General features: G+C 33.9%; 23 protein-coding genes and 2 other annotated features. Of the genes, 4 read left to right on the forward strand and 19 right to left on the reverse strand.

Features of this window, described 5'->3' with window-relative positions:
• The first annotated feature begins 5 nt into the window (after positions 1–5).
• Positions 6–953, forward strand: coding sequence for a tRNA lysidine(34) synthetase (locus A9CBEGH2_RS03595; RefSeq protein WP_118277634.1), 948 nt, complete (start codon positions 6–8; stop codon positions 951–953).
• 17 nt (positions 954–970) lie between these two features.
• Here the strand turns inward: A9CBEGH2_RS03595 and A9CBEGH2_RS03600 are convergent, their stop codons facing one another.
• The 10 genes from A9CBEGH2_RS03600 to A9CBEGH2_RS03645 all read right to left on the reverse strand — a co-directional run bounded on the left by A9CBEGH2_RS03600 (position 971) and on the right by A9CBEGH2_RS03645 (position 11,522).
• Complete coding sequence (locus A9CBEGH2_RS03600) at positions 971–2,464, reverse strand: IS1182 family transposase (protein ID WP_163051664.1); 1,494 nt, start codon at positions 2,462–2,464, stop codon at positions 971–973.
• A 183-nt stretch (positions 2,465–2,647) separates the two neighbouring features.
• A complete protein-coding gene (locus A9CBEGH2_RS03605) occupies positions 2,648–3,223 on the reverse strand; it encodes an HD domain-containing protein (protein ID WP_115714871.1) in 576 nt (191 codons plus the stop codon).
• A gap of 441 nt (positions 3,224–3,664) precedes the next feature.
• Positions 3,665–5,404 carry an aspartate--tRNA ligase gene (gene aspS / locus A9CBEGH2_RS03610; RefSeq protein WP_118277635.1) on the reverse strand — a complete coding sequence of 580 codons (1,740 nt, stop codon included), beginning with the start codon at positions 5,402–5,404 and terminating at the stop codon, positions 3,665–3,667.
• A 20-nt stretch (positions 5,405–5,424) separates the two neighbouring features.
• On the reverse strand, positions 5,425–6,768 hold the full coding sequence (gene hisS, locus A9CBEGH2_RS03615; RefSeq protein ID WP_115714873.1) for a histidine--tRNA ligase: 1,344 nt from the start codon (positions 6,766–6,768) through the stop codon (positions 5,425–5,427).
• A 42-nt stretch (positions 6,769–6,810) separates the two neighbouring features.
• Positions 6,811–7,014: a binding site (T-box leader), on the reverse strand.
• A 93-nt stretch (positions 7,015–7,107) separates the two neighbouring features.
• Positions 7,108–7,521 carry a hypothetical protein gene (locus tag A9CBEGH2_RS03620; RefSeq protein WP_115714874.1) on the reverse strand — a complete coding sequence of 138 codons (414 nt, stop codon included), beginning with the start codon at positions 7,519–7,521 and terminating at the stop codon, positions 7,108–7,110.
• A gap of 207 nt (positions 7,522–7,728) precedes the next feature.
• Positions 7,729–8,244, reverse strand: a complete 516-nt coding sequence (locus A9CBEGH2_RS03625) for a GNAT family N-acetyltransferase (protein WP_115714875.1) — start codon at positions 8,242–8,244, stop codon at positions 7,729–7,731.
• A 46-nt stretch (positions 8,245–8,290) separates the two neighbouring features.
• The gene (locus A9CBEGH2_RS03630) at positions 8,291–9,028 is read right to left on the reverse strand and encodes a YebC/PmpR family DNA-binding transcriptional regulator (RefSeq protein WP_115714876.1); all 738 of its coding nucleotides are present in this window, start codon (positions 9,026–9,028) and stop codon (positions 8,291–8,293) included.
• A 69-nt stretch (positions 9,029–9,097) separates the two neighbouring features.
• Positions 9,098–9,328 (reverse strand): hypothetical protein, encoded by a 231-nt coding sequence (locus A9CBEGH2_RS03635; RefSeq protein WP_118277637.1) that lies wholly within the window; start codon positions 9,326–9,328, stop codon positions 9,098–9,100.
• Between the two features lie 170 nt (positions 9,329–9,498).
• Positions 9,499–11,241, reverse strand: coding sequence for an IS1634 family transposase (locus tag A9CBEGH2_RS03640; RefSeq protein WP_118277053.1), 1,743 nt, complete (start codon positions 11,239–11,241; stop codon positions 9,499–9,501).
• A gap of 113 nt (positions 11,242–11,354) precedes the next feature.
• On the reverse strand, positions 11,355–11,522 hold the full coding sequence (locus A9CBEGH2_RS03645; protein WP_163104258.1) for a hypothetical protein: 168 nt from the start codon (positions 11,520–11,522) through the stop codon (positions 11,355–11,357).
• Between the two features lie 265 nt (positions 11,523–11,787).
• Here A9CBEGH2_RS03645 and A9CBEGH2_RS03650 point away from each other — a divergent pair, with 265 nt between their 5' ends.
• On the forward strand, positions 11,788–12,549 hold the full coding sequence (locus tag A9CBEGH2_RS03650) for a class I SAM-dependent methyltransferase (RefSeq protein ID WP_115714878.1): 762 nt from the start codon (positions 11,788–11,790) through the stop codon (positions 12,547–12,549).
• Between the two features lie 202 nt (positions 12,550–12,751).
• Here A9CBEGH2_RS03650 and A9CBEGH2_RS03655 read toward each other — a convergent pair whose 3' ends face one another.
• From A9CBEGH2_RS03655 to A9CBEGH2_RS03665, 3 genes are all read right to left on the reverse strand, one after another.
• A complete protein-coding gene (locus A9CBEGH2_RS03655; RefSeq protein WP_118277638.1) occupies positions 12,752–13,954 on the reverse strand; it encodes a hypothetical protein in 1,203 nt (400 codons plus the stop codon).
• On the reverse strand, positions 13,908–14,429 hold the full coding sequence (locus tag A9CBEGH2_RS03660; RefSeq protein WP_115714880.1) for an RNA polymerase sigma factor: 522 nt from the start codon (positions 14,427–14,429) through the stop codon (positions 13,908–13,910). Before A9CBEGH2_RS03660 ends, A9CBEGH2_RS03655 begins: the two co-directional genes overlap by 47 nt.
• 197 nt (positions 14,430–14,626) lie before the next feature.
• A complete protein-coding gene (locus A9CBEGH2_RS03665) occupies positions 14,627–15,529 on the reverse strand; it encodes a LysR family transcriptional regulator (RefSeq protein WP_118277639.1) in 903 nt (300 codons plus the stop codon).
• A 214-nt stretch (positions 15,530–15,743) separates the two neighbouring features.
• On the opposite strand from A9CBEGH2_RS03665, the gene A9CBEGH2_RS03670 reads away from it, so the two are divergent.
• Both A9CBEGH2_RS03670 and A9CBEGH2_RS03675 read left to right on the forward strand, forming a co-directional pair.
• Positions 15,744–15,869 (forward strand): acyltransferase, encoded by a 126-nt coding sequence (locus tag A9CBEGH2_RS03670; protein ID WP_269473684.1) that lies wholly within the window; start codon positions 15,744–15,746, stop codon positions 15,867–15,869.
• A gap of 46 nt (positions 15,870–15,915) precedes the next feature.
• A complete protein-coding gene (locus A9CBEGH2_RS03675) occupies positions 15,916–16,923 on the forward strand; it encodes an aldo/keto reductase (RefSeq protein ID WP_115714882.1) in 1,008 nt (335 codons plus the stop codon).
• Positions 16,924–17,140: 217 nt separating this feature from the next.
• On the opposite strand, the gene leuS is transcribed toward A9CBEGH2_RS03675, so the two are convergent.
• The 6 genes from leuS to A9CBEGH2_RS03705 all read right to left on the reverse strand — a co-directional run bounded on the left by leuS (position 17,141) and on the right by A9CBEGH2_RS03705 (position 22,787).
• On the reverse strand, positions 17,141–19,525 hold the full coding sequence (gene leuS, locus A9CBEGH2_RS03680) for a leucine--tRNA ligase (protein WP_115714883.1): 2,385 nt from the start codon (positions 19,523–19,525) through the stop codon (positions 17,141–17,143).
• 38 nt (positions 19,526–19,563) lie between these two features.
• Positions 19,564–19,761 (reverse strand) — a binding site (T-box leader).
• A 221-nt stretch (positions 19,762–19,982) separates the two neighbouring features.
• On the reverse strand, positions 19,983–20,567 hold the full coding sequence (locus A9CBEGH2_RS03685) for a sugar O-acetyltransferase (RefSeq protein ID WP_115714884.1): 585 nt from the start codon (positions 20,565–20,567) through the stop codon (positions 19,983–19,985).
• Between the two features lie 29 nt (positions 20,568–20,596).
• On the reverse strand, positions 20,597–20,965 hold the full coding sequence (locus tag A9CBEGH2_RS03690) for a nuclear transport factor 2 family protein (RefSeq protein WP_115714885.1): 369 nt from the start codon (positions 20,963–20,965) through the stop codon (positions 20,597–20,599).
• A 116-nt stretch (positions 20,966–21,081) separates the two neighbouring features.
• Positions 21,082–21,408, reverse strand: coding sequence for an NUDIX hydrolase (locus A9CBEGH2_RS03695; protein WP_232057307.1), 327 nt, complete (start codon positions 21,406–21,408; stop codon positions 21,082–21,084).
• 17 nt (positions 21,409–21,425) lie between these two features.
• A complete protein-coding gene (locus tag A9CBEGH2_RS03700) occupies positions 21,426–21,989 on the reverse strand; it encodes a GNAT family N-acetyltransferase (RefSeq protein WP_232057308.1) in 564 nt (187 codons plus the stop codon).
• Positions 21,990–21,992: 3 nt separating this feature from the next.
• A complete protein-coding gene (locus tag A9CBEGH2_RS03705) occupies positions 21,993–22,787 on the reverse strand; it encodes an inositol monophosphatase family protein (RefSeq protein ID WP_118277640.1) in 795 nt (264 codons plus the stop codon).
• Between the last annotated feature and the right edge of the window lie 14 nt (positions 22,788–22,801).

Below are 22,801 nucleotides of genomic sequence, written 5' to 3' on the forward strand. Positions count from 1 at the left end.
AATATATGAATCTACAAAAGATTTTAGGAGATATAAGAAAAGCAGATTTGGATTATGGTCTGATTCAAGATGGAGATCGTATAGGAGTTGGTGTCAGCGGAGGAAAAGACAGTATGGTTTTGTTAACTGCTCTGCACATGTACTCCAAATTCAAAGGAAAAAACTTTAAGGTTATTGGTATTCATATCAAGCTTGGTTTTCCTAATATGGACTTTCAGGAAGTCGTAAGTTTTTGTGAAAAACATGGTATAGAATTTCATCAGTTTGATTCAAAAGTATATGATATATTAAAAATGCATCCTGATAAAGATGGAAAGATAAAATGTTCTCTTTGTTCAAAGTTTAAAAAAGCAACGGTAAATGAAGCTGCGAAAGAATTAAACTGTAACAAAGTGGCTTTTGGACATCATGCAGATGATGCGATTGAAACATTAATGATGAATGCAATTTACGGAGGTAAAATTTCTACCTTTTTACCTATGATGTATTTATCAAAAGCAGATATTACTTTCATTCGCCCATTGATTTACAGCTATGAAAGTGATATTTTACAGGCATTGGAGATCAATCAGATCCCATTTGTAAAAAGTACCTGTCCAAATGATGGATATACACAGCGTCAGGCGATGAAAGATATGCTTACCTCTTTATATGAGACATATCCAATGGCTAAACAGAATTTTTTAACCATGCTTTCCAATGAAGAACAGAATGAATTATGGCATCGTATCCATACAGAAGTAAAGTCAAAAGATAAAGACCAGCAGGCAGAAATTCTGCTGGAAGAAGATGGTATGGCTATCGCTCAAAGAGGAACCCATTATTTCCTTGTATATACTCCAAAAGAAGAACCAAAACAAAAACGTCATTTGCGAATTGAGAAAGAAGATGCCTGGAAAGCTTTACAGCACATATGCAGAATACAGGATATTTATGAAAAATATGTAAAATAAAAGCCCAAGCGGGCTTTTCAGATTGTTGACAAAGTGGTACTTATAAACAAGTATCGCTTTTCTTTTTTCTTAAAATAATTTAAAATTGTGCTTTTTATTAGATTTTGTGCAGTTTTAGAGAGGTTTTTCCACCTCCATCTGGACATTCTTTTTAGATTATAACACGCAAAAATCATCAGCGACTGATGCTGATTTTTTTGTAGCCCTCTTAACCTGGTATATCTCAACGTGTGATGTTCTTTACAGTCTGCGAACACCCTCTCTATGCTTTCTTTACGCCTTGGATAGATTTCTTTCCATTCCGGTGTATGTCTTATCTCATCCATTACCTCCTCCCGGTATTCCTCCCATACATGACGTGTCACTACTTTCTGAAAGTTCTTTGATGATGTACATCTTCCTCTTAAAGGACAGTTCTCACAATCCTTTGGATTTGATTTGTATTCTTTATATCCAAGCTTGTTTGTCGTGCTGTATGAAAGCACCTTATTATTTGGACACAGATAACAGTCATATCCTTCATCATATACATACTCGTACTTCTTATAATATCCTTTCTTTGTCATTGGTCTTTTATAAGGCGCATACATTTTTTGCCCATTTTCTAATACCGTCTTACATATTGCCGGTGTTATATAGCCCGCATCCAGACATACATTTTTTATTTGATCCATATATTTATCGTTTAATACTTTATACGCTGAAAAGAAAGACACGCTGTCATGTACGTTTCCCGCAACACATACGCTTGCCAGTACAAATCCATTTCTATCGCAAAATGTTTGATGTGAATAAGCAAAACATTTTTCTTTTTCACCTTTATGGAAACAGCCACTCTCCGAATCTGTTTTACTGATTTTGATATGCTTTGTTTGTATGTCCCTTTTCAGCTTTCCTGTTTCCTCATCGAAATTCAGTTCTTCCTTTTCATTTGATTTTATCGGCTTTTTCCCATGTTCCTCGCGATCTTTGTTTATCTCATCCAGCAGATCGTTTTCATATATTTTCTTCATGATTTCAACTTCTTCATCTGTATACTTGTTTTTATTCGCATTTGCCTTTTGATGTGTGGAGTCTCCATATACAGTTTCCATATCTACAAAGCCATAAGAGATTGCCTGTTTCAATATCTGATCAAATATTTTTTCAAATACTTCGCTGTTACTATATCTTCGGATATAATTTTGACTCCAGGTAGAATAATTTGGCACCCTTTCATCCATGGAGATTCCTAGAAACCAGCGATATGCAAGATTTACTTGTATTTCTTTACAAGTCTTTCTCATTGAATCTATTCCGAAAATAATATTGATGAAGATCATTTTAAAAAGAACCACAGGATCTATGCTTGGTCTTCCAACATCACTGTAAAGATTTTCTACAAGAGGGTAGATAAAATTCCAGTCGATACAGCTTTCCAGCATTCTGACATCATGATCCTGTGGTACTAATTCTTCTATTGTATTCAGTATGATAGTATCATTTTTTCCATTTCTTTTTGTCATTGCCATATGTAATCACTCCTATTTTACCCACTTTTATTATACCATTTTGAGCATTATAAAAGGCAAAAAGAACCATATGTTTTTGGGTAAAATAGGAATCTTTTTGCCTCTTTTATTCTATCATATAAAAAATAGACTGTCGACACCTTTGTCAACAGTCTGAAAAGCCCAAGCGGGCTTTTTTACTTATTATTTTTCTAAAAAGTAGGTTGCTTCCATATCTGCTACACTTAACGCAAAAGATAAAGGATAATTTTCAAAAGAATACCCTATGCTTCTAGCATCTTCATTACCGGAAAATCCCATATGATAACGAATCGCAAAAGCCTCTTCTCTTGTCAAGCGCATAAATCCAGTGATAATATAAACACTTTTTTCTCCATGTCCATAAGGAAGATGATCTTCATATTCATAATATGGAACTTGTGTCCATACGCCATCCACTTTTACATTTCTTGTACTTTCCTTGTAACAGTTTACTTTGCATATATCATGTAAAAGTGCAACGATCGCAAGGCTTTCCTCAGAAAAATTCATATTGTACATGGTTTTTACTCGATTTCTTTCTACATAATCACATAAACAGTCATACACATTTAAGCTATGCTCCACAAGACCCTGTGCATGAGAACCATGAAAACGTGTACTTGCCGGTGCACTGAAAAAATCGGATTGTGCTGACAATAAATACTCTAATAATTTTTCACTTCCATCTCGATGAATCTTTTCTTTATAAATTGATACAAAACGCTCTTTATAATCCATATAAACTACCTCTTTTTCTTTATATTGAGTATAGCATACAACGATATAAAACAAAACAGGCATTCGCCTGTTCAATCACTATATTGTGTCCAGAAAGAGAGATCTTTCCCTGTAAGTACAGGTGGGTGAACTGCGCAAATTTTTAGGATCCCTACCCGTAGCAGGTATTCACACCAAAGAGCGACATCCGTTCTCCCTTATCTCTAAGCGTAGGAAAAATTTATGCTTTCTGGACATTAATAGTATAGCAGATAATTTGTAAAAGAATACTCTTGACATTCATTTTTTTCACGTTCCATTTTTTGTAATTTTTTAACGAATTAAGAATATACTTTTAAAAGCATAACCTGACACACATATGAAATATTCACTCATCGTTGTATAAAAAGAGCCTTATAATAAATCTATAAAGCTCCTTCTAATATATGAATAGGATACTTCCTATTTTTCAATATTTAGATGCAATTCTTTTAACTGTTCTTCATCAACAGGTGTTGGCGCATCACTCATTGGACATTTTGCATTTGCGTTTTTAGGGAATGCGATAACATCTCGAATCGATTCACTTTCAGATAAAATCATAGCGATACGATCAAGCCCAAATGCCAAACCGCCATGAGGAGGTGTACCATATTTTAACGCATCTACAAACCATCCGAAATTTTCCTGAATTTTTTCTTCAGTGAACCCTAAGACTTCAAACATTTTATCCTGCATAGCACCATCATAAATACGTAAAGAACCTCCACCAAGTTCATAACCATTTAATACGATGTCATAAGCGATTGCATGTACTTTACCAGGGTCGCTGTCAATATATTGCATATCTTCATCTTTTGGACGTGTAAATGGATGATGCATTGCATACCATCTGCCATCTTCCTCACTGTATTCAAACATTGGGAAGTCTGTTACCCACAAGAAAGAGAATTCATCCAGTTTTTTAAGTCCTAAAACACTTCCAAAGTGGTTACGCAAAGCACCTAATACATTGCATGTTGTGTTCCATTTATCGCTGACAATTAAAACTAAATCCTGTTCTTTTAATTTCAATGTATCACATACGGCATGAATTTCATCATCAGATAAGAATTTCACAATAGGTCCACTTAATACATTGTCCATATATTTTAAAGTTACTAATCCTTTTGCCCCATTTTTCTTCGCAAGTTCTGTAACTTTATCAATTTCTTTACGTGTCATATGTGCCATATTAGGAACAACAACTGCTTTGATACTTCCTTTTGCCTCTACGCAATCCTTAAACACTTTAAAAGAAGAATTTTCAAATAAAGAAGTAATTTCCTGAAGTTCCATACCAAAACGATTGTCTGGTTTATCGCTTCCATAGCGATTCATAGCTTCTTCCCATGTTAAACGTGGAAATGGAGTTGTAATATCCATTCCTTTTACATCTTTCATCAGTTTTTGAAGCATTTCTTCCATCATTGTCTGAATTTCTACATCACTTAAAAAACTTGTTTCCAAATCGACCTGCGTAAAATCTGTTTGACGATCAGCACGTAAATCTTCATCTCTAAAACATCTTGCGAACTGATAATAACGTTCAAATCCAGATACCATTAATAACTGTTTGTAAAGCTGTGGAGATTGTGGCAGTGCATAAAAACTTCCTGGATGTACACGACTAGGCACAAGATAATCACGTGCTCCTTCTGGTGTACTTCTTCCAAGCATTGGTGTTTCAATTTCAATAAAGGCATGATTATCCAAATATTCACGCATGCTTCTTGTAATTTGATGACGCATCATTAGTTTTTTCTGCATAACAGGACGTCTTAAATCCAAATAACGATATTTCAAACGTGTATCTTCTAATGCATCTGTATCATCTGCCACAATGATTGGAGTTGTTTCTGCACTGTTTACAATTACAACTTCTTCTACTTTTACTTCAATATCTCCAGTAGGAAGTTTATCGTTTTTATCTTTTCTTTCTAAAACTGTTCCACTAACTTCTAAAATATATTCATTACGAACTTCTTTGATCTGTTCTGAAATAGTTTCATCGAATACAAGCTGTGTAATACCACTTCGATCACGCAAATCAATAAATACCAAAGAACCAAAATTTCTTCTCTTTGCAACCCATCCAATTAAACTAACTTTTTTCCCTGCATCACTTAAACGCAGTTCCCCATTTGTATGTGTACGTTTCATAATCCTTATTTCATTCCTCTCTATTCTTCATGATGGTGATGATGTCCGCATGTACAGTTTTCTTCACCACAAGTACATTCTTCATTTTCTTCCTCAAACAAAGCATCCATGCTGTCAATAATGTCATCAAAAGGAACACTTTGCTGTGTCTTATGCAGGGTATCTTTTATTGTTACTTCCCCTTTTTCAACTTCATCTTCACCAATCAATATCGCAATACGCGCCTTTTTACGATCGACCGTCTTAAACTGTGCTTTAAAAGATCTTCCAAGATAATCTGTATCGCTTCGATAGCCGTTTGCACGAAGCAAGGATACAACCTGTAAAGCTTCTTTTTTCACACTTGGAGAAAGACATAAAACATAAGCATCTAATCCTTCTTCTTCATCCAAAGAAATACCCTCTGCTTCACAGGCAATCAACAAACGTTCCAGTCCCATGGCCCATCCAATGCCGCTCATACCTTGTGGACCGCCAAAATATTCTACAAGTCCATCGTAGCGTCCACCAGCAAATACGGTAGACTGTGCCCCCATTTCCTTATTTACAGAAACGACTTCAAATACAGTATGTGTATAATAATCCAATCCACGTACCAAACGATCATCTACTTCATAAGGAATACCTAAAGCATCTAAGCCTTCTAAAACTTCTTCAAAATATGCCTGACTTTCTTCGTTTAGATAGTCCTGCATTTTTGGTGCAGTTTTCATGATTTCTTTTTCATGATCTACTTTGCAATCCAAAATACGCAAAGGATTTTGTTCATAACGACGTTTACAATCTGCACACATATCATCAATATCATTTTTAAAATGTTCTTTTAATGCAGTGCGATAAGCATCTCTTGATGCATCATCCCCCAGCGTATTAATTAATACTTTCATATCTTTTAATCCTAATGCAGATACAAAAGACCAGCCTAACGCAATTGTTTCTACATCAAGCATAGGACTTTTTGCGCCAATAACCTCTACACCAAACTGATGAAAGATACGCATTCTTCCTTTTTGTGGTCTTTCATGACGAAACTGCGGACCTACATAATACATTTTTACCGGTAAATCGGCACTTCCAAAAAGTTTATTTTCTACAAAAGAGCGCACAACACCTGCAGTTCCTTCTGGACGAAGTGTTAAGGATGTCTTGCTGTTTTCTAATTGGAATGTATACATTTCCTTATTTACCATATCACTGGAATCATTTCCTCTTTTAAATACGTTTGTATGTTCAAAAATAGGGGTACGAATTTCATCATAGTTATATACATGACAAAACTGGCGAATCAATTCTTCTAATCTGTGCCATTTGCGAATATCCTTAGGCAGAATATCCTGTGTTCCTCTAGGGACCTGATAGTTCATAAATATCCTCCTTATCTATCAAAGAATAAAAAAACGTCCTCAACAAAGGACGTAATTTACGTGGTGCCACCTTATTTCAACCTGTAAACAGGTACTCATTTTCTTTAACGCAGAAATACGATCACTCATTTCCTAGTGATACCTCCAAAGTGTCCTGTTCTTCTTCATCCATAAAGACTTACAGCCAAGGTCTTTTTCTCTGCCATGGAATCCATTTGAAAAACATCTCTTTTTCATAGGTTATTTAAAGTTTACCTGTCTTTGTACTCTTTGTCAATACCAAGCATAAAATAAGCGATGAATTATACCGCAACATAATCAAAAATTATTTATTTTTATCTAATCTTTTGATAAAAATACGGTTTCGAATGGATATTCCGTATTGCCATCTGAACATTTAAGTATACAGTTTTGATTCTCTGTACCACAAGATGGATCCAGTTTTAATCGATACACATAGATATCATCTTTTGTATTATCTTTATTTTTTGTAAACTGAATTGTATACTCTGCATTTGTCTGATGCAATTTAACACTATCTGGATCAATCCCCATACGATAAAAGACAATGTATTTACAATCCGAAGTACTAATATCAAAAACTTTCCCATTATAGTTTTCTTCAAGTTCATCAAAATAAGGATATTGTTCAAGAATCTTAGAATCTACTTGTTTTAGAGACTCTTTATCAGAACAGGCGATAAGCATAAAACTAATGAAAACAAAAGACACAGCCAATACTACCTTTTTCATAAACATCCCTCCTTCAAAGCTGCACATAATAATCAATATGCATACTACAGGCAGAATCTAACTGTTTATTTATAAAAGCAGCTGTTTACCTAAAGAAACAGAAGCTTTCCTTCATCTTTATCATACAGCTAAGAATATATTCTTTCAATAGCAGGAATACAATATTTCATGTTTTATGCTCATAAAAAGCTGCGCATTTGAAACATTTTATTTTAGATGTAACTCATAATATAAGATAGTTATTTCTCCTAGAAAAGGATGCATTTGGGTAGATGTTCTATTTGCAATTTCTTTAAATCCAATTTTCTTTAACAAATTATTTGAAGCAAGATTGTACGAATATGCATTAGCAGATAATGTTGTTATATCACTTTGTTTATCCAGCAAGGAAATCAATGCACGTAAAGCTTCTTCCATATATCCTTTTCTTCTATAAGACTTATTCATACAGAAACCTATTTCCATACAGTCCTTTTTAGAAGTGTGCATAATATGAAGTGCCGCAATCATTTTGTTGTTTTCTTTTAGTTCAACAAAAATTCTTTCTTGCACCTCTTTCACAATACGATCATAATCCTTTTCAAATTTTGTATCTTTTTTTAGATAAGGTTCATATCCTCCATCATCAAGACACGTCTGCCGATCTGAAACAATGTCGAAAAAATCATCTTTATCTTCTTTTGAAGGACTGCGTAAAAGCAGTCTCTCTGTTTGTGTATACATGCTTATCACTCCTATACAAAAAAAGGGCATAACACCCTTTCCCATCTTATTCCGCAGATTCATTAATGTTGCTGACGTTATGATATACCTGCTGTACATCATCAACATCATCTAACAATGTTACCAAACGCTGGAACAGTTTCAAATCTTCTCCCTGAAGTTCTACATATTCATTTGCCAGCATGGTATCTTCCATTACATCAAATGTAACATCTGGAATCAATTCTTCAATTGCTGTTTTTGCTTTATTTAAATCTGTAGGTTCAACCGTAATTGTCATTGTTCCATCTTCTACTTCAATATCTTTTAGCTCTACTTCCGCCATAATCAATGCATCCATCATAGCTTCTTCATCATCATATTTGATAACGATCAAACCAACATGATCATAGTTGAATGATACAGAACCACTAACACCAAGTTTTGCATGTGATTTATTAAATGCTGCACGCAAATCCGCAATCGTACGATTGGCATTATCTGTTAAACAGTCAATAATGACAGTTCCACCACCTGCAGAACCAAATCCTTCATAACGAGCAGCAGAATAGTTTTCATTTGTTCCACCTTTTGCTTTTTCAATTGCTCTTTTAATGACATCATTTGGTACCTGATTTGCTTTTGCACGTTCAATTACTTTTTTCAAAGCAACGTTCATATCTGGATCTGGTACACCTGATTTTGCAGCTACCAGAATTTCTTTTCCATAACGAGAATATAATTTTGTTTTTGCTGCTGCTGTTTTTGCCATAGATGCAGCACGTACTTCAAAATGTCTACCCATTGTTTCATCACCTTCCAAAATTTCCTTATCTAGTATAGCATATTTACACTTTTAAACGCAAATAGATTTTTAATCAGGCAGTTCAATCTCTCCTACTTTTTCTTCGATTTTTTTAAGAATTACTGCTCTTTTTTCTGTCTGCACTCTCTTTATAAGATAAGCAATTAAACGCTTGAATTCGCCCTCACTAAATTCCTCTTCTATAAATGTATCAATAATCATGGAACATTCCTCTCTATATTTGGGAATCACACAATTTTCCAACTGTACAAATAAAGCCTCTGCTATTCTTCTATCCATAAAAATACCTCATTTCTTTCTTTAGTATAATATAAATCAATTATCATTCGCAAGAAAAAAACTTAGGTTGCATATATAACCTCGTCTTTGACAGTTAGAAAGCGAAAAAAGTGCATTAAAGACTTTAGAATTAAGCTTTTTTGCACTTTTTGTCTTTGTAACGAATTGTGCTATATATGATGTTCTTTTGTGTATTTGATAATATTTCTCATTGTGGATCGTTTTATTATTTCTCTGTCTGTTTCAAAACCAAACAACTCATGCAGTAAATCTGTTAAATCTGTTCGTGTGTAAGAAGGTATATATCCTAATCCTTCTTTTAATTTTGTTACGTTCATCTTTCTCAATGTATCTATTATTTGTTCAGATGTATATTTTTTCTCTAATTTATATTCTAATATTCGATATATCAGAAGGGACAAGAAACAAATCAGGAAATGCGCTTTGATCCTGTCTTCTCTTTGCAGATAGATTGGTCGTGCATCAAAATCCGTTTTCATTATTCTAAAGCACTCTTCGATCTGCCATCTGCGTTTGTTGATAGCGATGATCTCCGCTACATCACCTTCCATATCTGTGCTTACCGCATAGAAACCATCATACATTGCTTCTTTATCTATAGCCTCCTGATCGATTTCGTAGATTTCTTCTTCTGCTACTTCTCCATTCGCTGTGATGGAAGTCCTCTTTGTAAATCTGCTTGGATCATTCGGATTTTTTCTATTCTTTTTGATTTTTCCATTTTTACTTATCATGTTTTTTGCTCTGTCTATCTGCCCTTGTCTTATCTTTTCCTGATAAGCTTTATATTTTGGAGAATAGGTAACGATAAGAGTTTCCGATATCTTTTTAGATTCTATAGGTACTTCTTTATAATAGATGGATTCATATACCTCTGGGTCATTTTCATCAAGATCTTTCAAATCAATGAATGTGCTGCTTCCTACTTTTCGATATTGTTTCGTATTTAAAGCGATATCTCTATCTTCTTTCTTTAATTTTTTTAATGACTGTGTAATGACATAGGATCTTCCTCCTATATCATTGAACAGTTTGTTATTCTGTGATGCCAGTCCACTGTCTGAGCAGTAGATGAATTCGGAACAGTCGAAATCCTGAATAACTTTATGTTCTAATGGTTTCAAGGATTTCTGTTCGTTTTGATTTCCGGGAAAGATATCAAAAGCTAAAGGGAAACCATCTCCATCCATGAATAACCCCATGCCTACGATAGGATTTGGACGATGTTCTTTGCTTTTTCCGTATTTTTTAAGTTCATCTTCTTGTTCGATTTCAAAGTAATAGTTCGTACAGTCATAATAAAGAACTTTTGTGTTTCTTTTATGAAGAAAGTTAGAATTTCGATAAACTTCCGCCTGTATGTAATCAGATTCCTCGGCCAATATAGATAAGGAACGATAGATATCCTGTAATTTATACTTTGGCTGTTCCAGCAGAGAATGAGCGAAAGAGAAAGAAGAGCGTTTACTGGAAGGATATAGAACACGAGCGTAGACAAGATCGCAGAGGATGCGATGGATATCATATTCGAATTTATGATGATTCTTAATATTACGACAAATATTGTCAAAATGAAGATTGGAACAGATGGATTGAAGGAATAGGTAGCCAACATTAAATAACAAAACTTCATTTTTTTTGATTTTTTTGTCGCTAGAGAAAGGTATGAGAACAGGTGCAGTATCCTGTTGATGGGATAAAGTGTCCTTTTTAGCTTCAGAACGAGCCCATTCCAATAATTTTTCTTCATTATTATCAAATTGAGGAAGCAGGTCATTTAATCGACCAAGCTTTCTAAAAATGCGACTAGAAGTTTTACCATTGTTTTTGCGATAAGAACTCATAATATAAATGCTTTTGGAATTGCCAGTGCCATTGATTGCAACGTACATATTCATCACCCAATATAATAATAACACATATAGCACAATATAGCACATAATAGAACATAAAATTTGACAAAAAAAGTAAAAGAAAAGCGCCTGTTTAAAGCGCCATAGTAAATTTATGAAATTTTATATGTGTCAAACTCCCGAATTAAACGCTTGAATTCGCCCTCACTAAATTCCTCTTCTATAAATGTATCAATAATCATGGAACATTCCTCTCTATATTTGGGAATCACACAATTTTCCAACTGTACAAATAAAGCCTCTGCTATTCTTCTATCCATAAAAATACCTCATTTCTTTCTTTAGTATAATATAAATCAATTATCATTCGCAAGAAAAAAACTTAGGTTGCATATATAACTAACCAGAGATATAATCTATTTAAGATAGAAATGAGGTGGACTTCGATGAAGAATTTGATTCGAGACCAATACTCGGTGCAGTTTTAAAATCTGATAACGGATTGCATCGAGTCAAATAATTTATGTTATCAGTATAACTGCACCTTAGATAGAAAAGCTGAAAGAGATAAAGGAGTAGTTATTTATGAATACAAACGAATTAGTAAAACAATGGTACAAAGAAGAAAGACAGGCCAATATACATGGATGGGATTTTTCATATATCCAGTATCGTTATGAAGAAGAAAAAGATTTGCCATGGGATTATAAAAACATCGTAAAATCTTATATCAAAAAAGATGATGAAATTTTAGATCTAGATACAGGTGGAGGAGAGTTTTTACTATCTCTTCATCATCCCTATTCAAAAACAAGCGCTACAGAAGCTTATCCACCTAATGTCGCATTATGCAAAAAGATCCTGCTTCCTCTTGGTATTCATTTTAAGGAAGTAGATGTAAAAGAAGCACTGCCATTTGATGATAATCAATTTGACATCGTCATCAATCGACATGGTTCAATAAATGAAAAAGAAATTTATCGAATCTTAAAACCAAATGGTATTTTTATTACAGAACAAGTCGGAGCAGAAAATGATAGAGGTTTGGTTGAATTATTATATGAAAATTCTCCAAAGCTACCCTATCCCGAAGAATATGTAGCCATAGCTAAAGAAAAGTTTAAAAATGCAGGTTTTTCTATCCTGCATGCGCAAGAAGCATTTCGCCCTATCTACTTTTATGATGTTGGTGCTCTGGTTTGGTTTGCGAAAGTTCTTCCATGGGAGTTTCCAAACTTCTCTGTTAAAAACAATTTAAAAGGTTTATATAAAGCCCAGAAACAATTAGAAAGAAAAGGATTTGTTGAAGCACAAATTCACAGATATTTGCTGATTGCGAAAAAATAAGCATTAATATTTCTTATAGAAACAAGCAGTTAACTTCCTAAAATATAACTGCTTGTTTTTTACATAATGATAGCTTTCTACAATCCTGCCAAGTTCTAAAGACCAGCAACATATTGCATATATCATTTTCATTAACTACTGTAACTTTATTTTGCACCACAAAAAAGTGTTCAACATACTATGTAAATCGAACACTCATTTTTTATTTGCTCTCTTTTAAATATTTGGACTCAATCGCAGGTACATAAAAAGCACCATATTCTTTTAATGAGATCTGATGTTTTGTAAAATAATCGTCTTCATATTCTACTGGAACATAAAATTTGTAATAAGGAAGAAAATAATCTAAACTTTCATCATCTAAATAAACGAGTTCACTATACGCTATCTCATCTAAATCAATTGTGATACCTGGCATAGAACCTACATCACTGCGATATTTTCCACTATGCAATTCTGCTTTTGCTTCTTCTAAAGATTTAATTGGATAATTTCCGATAGAAGTTGATGTGTCTTTTTGATTGATACGATAGCCGTATAAATACCCATCTTCATCCGTATATAAACTAACACTTTGAAGTTGTGAAACAAATTTATCAACAGGATTTTTTTCTGTTTCATAAACTTCAATAGAATACCCCTTTTCTACTTTATTATTTTGACTAACACCATAGTTCACTCTTACATCAACCAATGGGTTTTCTATTTGAAACAGTTCTTTATGATCTAGACAGTAGTTTCTTACTGTTTTCTTTATTTTTTCGATGCTCCAATTTTTATTGACAAGCAATACACTATTTTCTTTGATGTTTGGAAATTCATACCAAACAAATACGCTTTCTCCGCCATCTTCTAACGTAATCCTAATATTCTCATTTTTTAGTTCACTCCTTTCCTCTTTTTTTGTACTAGTCGTAATTTCATAATGTTCCATTCCTAAAATATCTGCATATTTTTTTAATTTTTTCTCCTGCTCTTCTTTTGTCATAGAATTATGAAAATATCCATATTTGTCCATTACATTTTTGTTTTTAATTACTGGCAAGTTATCTAGCGGTTTTGAAAAATCATAAAAAGAAAGATGCTGAAGTTCTTTTTCATCATATACATCAATGCCTTCAAATCCTGTACAATATCGACAGTTTACACTACCTGTTCTTGGAGCTGGTTTCTGCAAAGACAAGACAGGCAAAGAATCTACATAATGAACCGGTTGTTTTTTTTCAGGTATCCATCGAAGCACCCCTGCTCCTAATATGCAAATTATACAAAAAGCAACTGCATATGCTAACATCGGTTTTTTCTTTTTTTCATTTTGTTTTTGTAGTATTGTATTGATCATTCTCTGTTTCCATAGCTCATTTGCGCAAATCTGTTCTACTTCCTTTTGGTAGCGATTCATCATATAACACCTCTTCTTCCATTTGTTTTCTTAACTGCTTTCTAGCTCTTGTTAGCCATGAAGAAACCGTCCCTTCTTTCACATGAAAAATTTGTGCAATTTCCTTCATGGAGTATCCCTCAAAATAAAATAGAAATACTGCATTTCTTTGATGAAAAGACAATTTACGTACTTCATCCAAAACAGAACTTGTAGTTTTCGCTTTTTCTATAAACTGTGTATCATTCACAGTAAGATGATTTCGTTTCCGATTCCACCAATGCCCTAGATAGTCTTTGCACATATTCGATGCAACTCTTAATAACCATGCTTTTTCATGTTCTTCATCTATAAAAACAGGCTGCTTTTCCATGTATTTCATAAATACATTTTGTACAATATCCTGTGCCTGTGCTTCTTCTTTCACATGATGCATCGAAAAGCGAAGCAGCATCGTACTGTAAGAATGAACAATCCTTTCAATTTCTTCCTCTCTCATCTTCTCCCTCCTTCACTATATACACGTTTTTGTTGCTTAAAATACTGCACATAAAGTTAAAAATTCTTATATTTTAGATGCTTCAGATTATGCAGAATTAATATCTAGGATTTATTCCAAGATGCAAATGAAATAAAACACTTATTACAATCATTAGAATGAACAATTATAACAAGTGTTTATAGTGCTAAAGTATATTACTCAAAACAAGGATGAGTCTGATAAACTTCAAAGATAATTTTTAAGAACCTCAATGTTTCTTTAGACGGTTTTGTAGAATAGATGATTCCAAAAGGAACTTTATAATCCCAGTTAAGTTTAATTGTTTTAATCATTGGGTGTATGTCTATCCAATTAGGAGAAGTGATAATAACGCAATTTCTTTTTATACATAAATTAAACGTATTGATATCATATTCATCGACATCGATGATCGTTATTTCTTTATGTTTTTGCAGTTCTATTCGAGCATCGTCCAAATATTGAGAAACACCGTTTTTTAACATGATGATTTCTTGATTATATAAATCTGATATAGCAAGCACTTTTTTATTTTGAAGTTTATGGTGAATCGGAACACCTATACATAAAGGTAATTTGACAAGTTCCATCGCATTATATCTTGTACCTAGAAATGTTGAAAGATAGGTACCTACGAAAAATGTGAATTTATCTCCAAGCTGTGAAAAAGCATTATGTTGTCCTTGCCTACTATCTTCAAAGGATATAAATTCTAAATCAAAATTTGGCCATTCACTTTGTACAATATTCCAAATATTACTTAAAAGTTTACTTGGAAAGAGTTCGGAAGAGCCAATTTTAATTTTTATTGTAGTTTCATTTGATAACTTTTTTGCCTCCTTTAGGATGGTATTAGAAAGATGCATAATCTTTTGTGATTCTTTGTATATGTACTCCCCCTGCATAGTTAGCTCAATTCCTTTTGAAGTTCTTTTAAATAATCTTACTTGAAGATCATGTTCCAATTTATTCATTTGCTTCATAATGGAAGTGGAGGAAATAAATAATTTTTCAGACGCCTTTTGAAAACTGCCACACTTAGCAACAATAATAAATGTATCAAGTAAATGATTATACATAAACCACCCTCCGTATCAACTTTTAGTTGATACAATTATAACACATTTAACACTTCTTAGATAGAAAATGATTTTATATAATACACATGAGGTGATAAAATGAAAATAGAAGCAAAATTAAAACTAGGACAGCACGTATCTTTAATGGATAAAGAATTCGAAGAGATTAGAAAGACTATTAAAAGAAAATGCCTGAATAGGTGCTGGCAGTACCATTTTAGGAGTAACTGTTGGTAAGAACTCTATTGTTGCGGCTGGTTCAGTAGTTACTAAAGATGTACCTAATAATTGTATTGTCGGCGGGAATCCAGCTAAATTTATCAAATATATTAATGAATAGCAAAAACATAAAAAATAGAAATGTTAGATAAGGAAAAGAGAACAACATGAAAAAAAGATTTATTGGAAAATTAGAAGTTTCCCCAATCGGTATGGGGTGTATGGGCTTTTCTCATGGGTATGGGAAAATTCCAGAAAAACAATATAGTATAGAAGCAATCAGAAAAGCTTATGCGTTTGGCTGCACTTTCTTTGATACGGCTGAAGTTTATGGAAATGAATTATATTGGGAAGGACATAATGAAGAAATCTTAGGAGAAGCAGTTGAAAGTTTTAGAAAAAACATTGTGATTGCGACGAAACTTCATATCCATGATGAAGAAGTCACACCAAACATGGACTTATATCACTTAATTAAAAGTCATTTAGAAAAATCTTTAAAAAGATTAAGAACCGATTACGTTGATTTATATTATCTGCATCGTGTTAACGAATTCGTACCTGTCGAAGATGTTGCGTATGTCATGGGAAAATTGATTGATGAAGGATTAATTAAAGGATGGGGTTTATCACAAGTTGATGTTGATACACTAGATAAAGCACATCGTGTAACACCTGTGACAGCTGTACAAAATTTATACAATATTTTAGAAAGAGATTGTGATGATGAAATCTTTCCATACTGCATTGAAAAAAATATTGGAGTGGTTCCTTTTTCACCAATCGCCTCAGGTTTTTTAAGTGGGAAAATTACTGCGAAAACAGAATTTGAAAAAGTGGATGATGTTAGAAAGTTTGTTCCACAGCTAACAAAAGAAAATATCGAAGGCAATCAGCCAATCGTAAATATACTTCAAAATTACGCAAAAAAGAAAAAAGCAACACCTGCTCAGATTTCTTTGGCTTGGATGTTGAAGAAATATCCAAACGTTGTCCCTATTCCAGGATCAAAAAATCAGGAAAGAATTATAGAAAATTTAAGTGCATGGGACATTGAGCTAACAGATGAAGAATTTTATGAACTACAGTCTGCTTTAGACAAATGTGAAATATACGGACATAGAGGTATTGTAGAAACTCAACAAAAGATTTTCTCGAATCATTGGAAGAAATAATCATGTAACTGTTTATGTATATTTTCATATCACTTCACTCGTAATAAAAAGAAAATTGAAAAATCCTCCTCATTGTATGATTGTTTATGGAATGTGGAGGATTTTATATTTTGAAATTAGAATTATACATTTAAATCAATATTATTATCATGATGTATACTCATTTTAATCACATAAACAATGGCACTCCTCAATATGAGTAGTGCCATTCATTTTCCTATTTTACAACGATGTTAACAACTCTACCTTTGATAACAATAATCTTACAGATTGTTTTTCCTTCAATTTGGGCCTGTACATTTGGAAGTTTCATAGCTTCTTCTTTTAATGCATCTTCATTTGAACCTGCAGCAATCAAGAATTTACCACGTAATTTTCCATTTACCTGCGCAATGATTTCTACTTCACTTTCTACAAGAACGCTTTCATCATATGTAGGCCAATCTGCATAGGCAATTGTATCTTCCTGTTTCAAGACAACCTGCCACATTTCTTCTCCAAGGTGTGGAGCAAATACAGAAAGCAGTTTTACAAATCCCTTCGCATATTCTTCGTATACTGTTTCTGCTTTGTAACATTCATTCACAAAAATCATCATTTGTGAGATTGCTGTATTGAATCCAAGAGTTTCAATGTCATTTGTAACCTTTTTAACTGTTGCATGATATACCTTATCTAAAGAATGATCGTTTTCTTTCACGATTTTACCAGATTCTGCAATCAAACGATATACACGATCCAGCCATTTACGGCTTCCATCAACACCGCTTTCGCTCCATGGTTTGCTTGCCTCTAAAGGACCCATAAACATTTCATAAATACGAAGGGTATCTGCACCATAATCTCTTACAATATCATCCGGATTGATAACGTTTCCTCTGGATTTACTCATTTTTTCTCCATTAGAACCTAAGATCATTCCCTGATGGCATAGTTTCTGGAATGGTTCTTTTGTTCCTAGAACCCCTTTGTCATATAAGTAATTGTTCCAGAAACGAGAATACAACAAGTGTCCAACTGCGTGTTCACTTCCTCCAATATACAAGTCAACAGGAAGCCAGTGTTCTAATAATTTTTTATCTCCAATAGCCTCTTTGTTTTTAGGATCGATATAACGCATATAATACCAGCTGCTTCCTGCACTACCTGGCATAGTACTTGTTTCACGCTTACCGCCTTTATAATTCAGCCAGTCTACTGCTTTGTTTAATGGAGATTCTCCGGATTTGCTTGGCGCATAATCTTCTAGTTCTGGAAGTGTCAGTGGAAGTTCTTCCATTGGTAAAACTTCATCATGATCTTCATAATGTACGACCGGAATCGGTTCTCCCCAATAACGCTGACGAGCAAAAATCCATTCACGTAAACGATAATTGATCTGTTTTTTACCGCATTTATGTTCTTCTAACCATGCAATCATCGTATCAATTGCTTCTTGTTTTCCCATACCGTTTAAGAAATCAGAATTGATATGTTTTCCATCTTCGGTATAAGCTTCTTTTGTAACATCGCCGCCTTCCAAAACTGGAATGATGTCAATACCAAATTTTTTCGCAAATTCCCAGTCACGTGTATCGTGTGCAGGAACGGCCATGATTGCCCCTGTACCATAGCTTGCAAGTACATAATCACTGATCCAGATTGGTGTTTTCTTATGATTTACAGGATTGATGGCATATGCTCCTGTAAAAACTCCTGTTTTTTCTTTGTTTAATTCAGTACGTTCCAAATCAGATTTAGAAGCACATACTTTCTTATAGCTTTCTACAGCTTCCTTTTGTTCAGGTGTCGTAATTTTATCTACTAATGCATGTTCTGGTGCAAGTACACAATACGTTGCCCCAAACAAAGTATCACAGCGTGTTGTAAATACCGTAAAGCTTTCCTCATGTCCATCTACTTTAAAGTTTACATGCGCACCAACAGATTTTCCAATCCAGTTACGCTGCATTTCTTTTGTAGATTCTGGCCAGTCCAAATCATCCAGCTGTGCCAATAAACGCTCTGCATATTTTGGAATATCCAATACCCATTGTTTCATATTTTTACGAACAACAGGATATCCTCCACGCTCACTTTTTCCATCAATAATTTCATCATTTGCCAAAACCGTTCCCAATTCTTCACACCAGTTTACAGGCATATCCACATTTTTTGCTAAACCATCTTTGTACATCTGTTCAAAGATCCACTGCGTCCATTTGTAATACTGAGGATCTGCGGTAGAAATTTCTTTGCTCCAGTCATAAGAAAAACCAAGCATTTTCAACTGACGCTTAAATGTCTCAATATTAGTTTCTGTAAAACCTGCAGGATGATTCCCTGTTTTAATTGCATACTGTTCTGCAGGAAGCCCAAAAGCATCCCATCCCATTGGATGTAAAACATTAAATCCTTTCATGCGTTTATAACGAGAAACAATATCACTTGCTGTATAACCTTCTGGATGTCCTACATGTAACCCCTGTCCACTTGGATAAGGAAACATATCCAATACATAAAACTTTGGCTTGCTGAAATCATATACATCGGTTTCAAATGTTTTGTTTGTATCCCAATACTCCTGCCATTTCTTTTCTATTTTCTTGTGTTCAAATCCCATACTATCTTTTCCTTTCCAAACATAAAAAAACGTCCTATTCTAAGGACGTCATAAACGCGGTACCACCTTAGTTCCCTGTTTTTTACAGAGCACTCTACTTCTTAACGCGAAGATAAAACGGATAAGTTCTTATCAGGCTCCTTAACAAGTTCCCAAGCTGCATGCTTCGACTTTTCACCAGCCAGTCGACTCTCTAAACCATTTCACAAGGTACTACTTTAATTCAACGCCTTTACCTGTATAAGTTTAATAAACCAGTAAGGTTTTGTCAATATTTCCAGCATAAAAAATGTAACAAAGTCCAAGTCAGTTTGCAGTAAACCATAACCTTAAATACAAGGTTCACTTCAATCAAATCACACGCGATTAAAAACTTGATTCAACGTTATATTGGTGTAATTGAAGCTTTATACCCTTATGCCTTCAGCATATCACATAAGGGTTATGTTCCTATCTTTTATTTCCAATATTTCTTTTTATCCTCATCTGTAACTTTACGAAGGATACGGCATGGATTTCCAACCGCAATAACTCCTTCTGGTATATCTTTTGTTACAACACTTCCAGCACCTATAATACTGTTATTTCCAATTTTTACACCGGGAAGTACCAATACTCCCATCCCAATCCAGACATTATTTCCAACAGAAATAGGATAAGCGTATTCCAGCCCCTGATTTCTTTGTTCTACATCCAAAGGATGTCCTGCGGTAGAAAAAACACAATTAGGGCCAATGAATACATTATCTCCAAATGTTACTTTTGCACCATCTAAAATTACACAATTATGATTGGAACAAAAGTTTTCACCTATTTCAATATGATAGCCATAATCACACCAAAACGGTGCTGTAATACAAAAGGAGTTTCCTGTCTTCTTGAATAAACTGCGAATCAATTGTTCTTGTTCCTCTATTTGTGATGGTCTTAATTGATTATATTGAAAACACTGTTCTTTACAAGAAATCCTGTCTTTCAATAACTCATCATCATAATTTGCGTCATAAAGCAAACCTTGTTTCATTTTCTCTTTTTCTTTCATTTTCTACATATTCTTCCTATCTATCTAATTTATCGAATTGGTGTACCTATTTTCTTCTTTTTCCTCCATGTAGGCGGTAAACCATCATCACCCCAGTATTCATCAATAGAGATAATCTTGTCATTCTGAAACTTTATAAATGAAGTTACATGACAAGAGATAGTTTTATCTAATGAAAAAACATGCACTACAGTAATGACAGTATCTTTTAAATATTCAGTTCGTTGTATTTCCCCATCCCATTTGCCTGGATATTCACAATTTGCTTGAATAAATTCATCTACTGTAAAGTGTTCATTTGTATTATGCCAGTTAATATATGCATTCTCGTGAAAATATGTTTTTAATTCATCTGCTTTTTGATGCAGGCAACATCTCCAATACGCATTTATATTCATTTATTTCACCTCACATATCCTCTTTTTCTTGCTTCTTCTATAAGTTTAGGCTGAATTGATGGATACGTCCATTCTGTTATTAAAGTATCACTAAGAACTATTTTTTCAATTTCACTTTAAATTTTTCCAAAAGAGAAAATATCTGCCACAAAAAGCATTCCGAAGGTCTCCACATTTTCTTCTTTAACCACTCTTGTCTTCCCTGTAACAGAATATACACATACTGGTTTTATCTCAAACTCTTCTGCACCTGTTTCTTCCCTTAATTCTCGACTTGCCGTTTCAAGAATTGTTTCGTTTTCTTCTCTATGACCACCTGCAAGTTCAAATGTATCTCTTTCTTTATGTTTACAGAACACCCATTTTCCATCAGCTTTTGCGATAATGACCGCAAATTTAAGCAGAGAATCTTCTACACTGTCATAAAACTTTACACTTACCATTTTGTATCACCTTCTGATTATACTTTAGAATGTAATCTTTTCCAATCTTCTTCTTTTAAAAGAGTAGTATGTCTTGTGCGTTTTTCATGCAATGCAGCTACTTCTACATCTTTTATTGTGCAGTAATAAGAGAACCCACATTTTTCTTGTACACGTTTTGAATTCATATTTCCTTCGTAATAACCACACCATATTTGTTTCATATCTAAATCTTCAAAACCATGTCGAAGCAGTTCTTCTGCAGCTTCCAGCATATAACCTTTGCCCCAAAAAGGATAAGCAAGCCAATACCCCAATTCACATGCATCCTTGCTTGCTGCCACATCACTTTTCTCATGTAACATTAATTCAATTGCCCCTATTGGTGTTTTTGCATCTCGTAAACAAATGGCATAACATTCTTTTCCCTGTAAAAGATGTTTTATAATAGATAAGCTTTCTTCTACGCTTTTATGTGGAGCCCAGCCGGCTTTTGGACCTACGCGAGGATCTTTCGCATACATATATAAAGCTTCTGCATCACTTTCTTTCCATGGACGCAAAGTCAATCTTTTAGTGTTTAATTCCATAGCATTCACCATCACTCATCTGCTGTATTTTAAAACAATTTCTGCTAATCTTTCCTGACATTGTCCATTTGAACAAATAACACCAGTAGGTTTTAATTCATCAAAAGCATTTTCTACAAGAGCTTTTATTTTGCCTCCTGTGTTTTCAATGATGATTTTCCCAGCCCCATAATCCCAGGGCTGTAAATTTTGTTCATAGAAAGCATCAATTCTTCCACAAGCTAAATAGCACAGATCCAATGCAGCACTTCCACTTCTTCTAATATCACGTGCTTCTATGAACAATTCCTTTATAATCGCAAAAGTGATCTCCGCTAAATGCTTATCATAAGGAGATGTTCCTATCATAATAAGTGCCTCATGAAAAGGATGATGACTCACATGAATTGCTTTGCCATTACAAAAACTTCCTATCCCATCAATTCCAACAAAACACTCATCAAGATAAGGGTTATAAACCACTCCAATCAAGCCTTTTCTTTGATAATACAAACCTATAGAAACACAGGAATGATGAAAATCATACACATAGTTTGTTGTGGCATCAATTGGGTCAATGACCCATGTGAATTGTTCACTAATCTGCTGCTGTCCTTCTTCCTCTGCTAGAAAAACACTGTCAGGAAGAACCTTTTTACATTTCTCAATGATAAGATTTTGACATTGTATATCTATATTTGTTACCACATTGGAAGCATTCCCCTTTTCCATAACTTTTTCAATTTTATGATGTAAGATAAACTGTCCAGCTTCTTTAATGATTTCTTCTATTTGTCTAGCCAGTATTTTCTTATTTTCTATTTTTATCATCGAAATCTACCTCC

The sequence above is a fragment of the Amedibacterium intestinale genome, assembly GCF_010537335.1.
Lineage (GTDB): Bacteria > Bacillota_I > Bacilli_A > Erysipelotrichales > Erysipelotrichaceae > Amedibacterium > Amedibacterium intestinale.

Coding starts and splice junctions, on each gene's coding strand:
- A9CBEGH2_RS03595 (WP_118277634.1), top strand. CDS start 6: ATGAATCTACAAAAGATTTTAGGAGATATAAGAAAAGCAGATTTGGAT.
- A9CBEGH2_RS03600 (WP_163051664.1), bottom strand. CDS start 2,464: ATGGCAATGACAAAAAGAAATGGAAAAAATGATACTATCATACTGAAT.
- A9CBEGH2_RS03605 (WP_115714871.1), bottom strand. CDS start 3,223: ATGGATTATAAAGAGCGTTTTGTATCAATTTATAAAGAAAAGATTCAT.
- aspS (WP_118277635.1), bottom strand. CDS start 5,404: ATGAAACGTACACATACAAATGGGGAACTGCGTTTAAGTGATGCAGGG.
- hisS (WP_115714873.1), bottom strand. CDS start 6,768: ATGAACTATCAGGTCCCTAGAGGAACACAGGATATTCTGCCTAAGGAT.
- A9CBEGH2_RS03620 (WP_115714874.1), bottom strand. CDS start 7,521: ATGAAAAAGGTAGTATTGGCTGTGTCTTTTGTTTTCATTAGTTTTATG.
- A9CBEGH2_RS03625 (WP_115714875.1), bottom strand. CDS start 8,244: ATGTATACACAAACAGAGAGACTGCTTTTACGCAGTCCTTCAAAAGAA.
- A9CBEGH2_RS03630 (WP_115714876.1), bottom strand. CDS start 9,028: ATGGGTAGACATTTTGAAGTACGTGCTGCATCTATGGCAAAAACAGCA.
- A9CBEGH2_RS03635 (WP_118277637.1), bottom strand. CDS start 9,328: ATGGATAGAAGAATAGCAGAGGCTTTATTTGTACAGTTGGAAAATTGT.
- A9CBEGH2_RS03640 (WP_118277053.1), bottom strand. CDS start 11,241: ATGTACGTTGCAATCAATGGCACTGGCAATTCCAAAAGCATTTATATT.
- A9CBEGH2_RS03645 (WP_163104258.1), bottom strand. CDS start 11,522: ATGGATAGAAGAATAGCAGAGGCTTTATTTGTACAGTTGGAAAATTGT.
- A9CBEGH2_RS03650 (WP_115714878.1), top strand. CDS start 11,788: ATGAATACAAACGAATTAGTAAAACAATGGTACAAAGAAGAAAGACAG.
- A9CBEGH2_RS03655 (WP_118277638.1), bottom strand. CDS start 13,954: ATGATGAATCGCTACCAAAAGGAAGTAGAACAGATTTGCGCAAATGAG.
- A9CBEGH2_RS03660 (WP_115714880.1), bottom strand. CDS start 14,429: ATGAGAGAGGAAGAAATTGAAAGGATTGTTCATTCTTACAGTACGATG.
- A9CBEGH2_RS03665 (WP_118277639.1), bottom strand. CDS start 15,529: ATGTATAATCATTTACTTGATACATTTATTATTGTTGCTAAGTGTGGC.
- A9CBEGH2_RS03675 (WP_115714882.1), top strand. CDS start 15,916: ATGAAAAAAAGATTTATTGGAAAATTAGAAGTTTCCCCAATCGGTATG.
- leuS (WP_115714883.1), bottom strand. CDS start 19,525: ATGGGATTTGAACACAAGAAAATAGAAAAGAAATGGCAGGAGTATTGG.
- A9CBEGH2_RS03685 (WP_115714884.1), bottom strand. CDS start 20,567: ATGAAAGAAAAAGAGAAAATGAAACAAGGTTTGCTTTATGACGCAAAT.
- A9CBEGH2_RS03690 (WP_115714885.1), bottom strand. CDS start 20,965: ATGAATATAAATGCGTATTGGAGATGTTGCCTGCATCAAAAAGCAGAT.
- A9CBEGH2_RS03695 (WP_232057307.1), bottom strand. CDS start 21,408: ATGGTAAGTGTAAAGTTTTATGACAGTGTAGAAGATTCTCTGCTTAAA.
- A9CBEGH2_RS03700 (WP_232057308.1), bottom strand. CDS start 21,989: ATGGTGAATGCTATGGAATTAAACACTAAAAGATTGACTTTGCGTCCA.
- A9CBEGH2_RS03705 (WP_118277640.1), bottom strand. CDS start 22,787: ATGATAAAAATAGAAAATAAGAAAATACTGGCTAGACAAATAGAAGAA.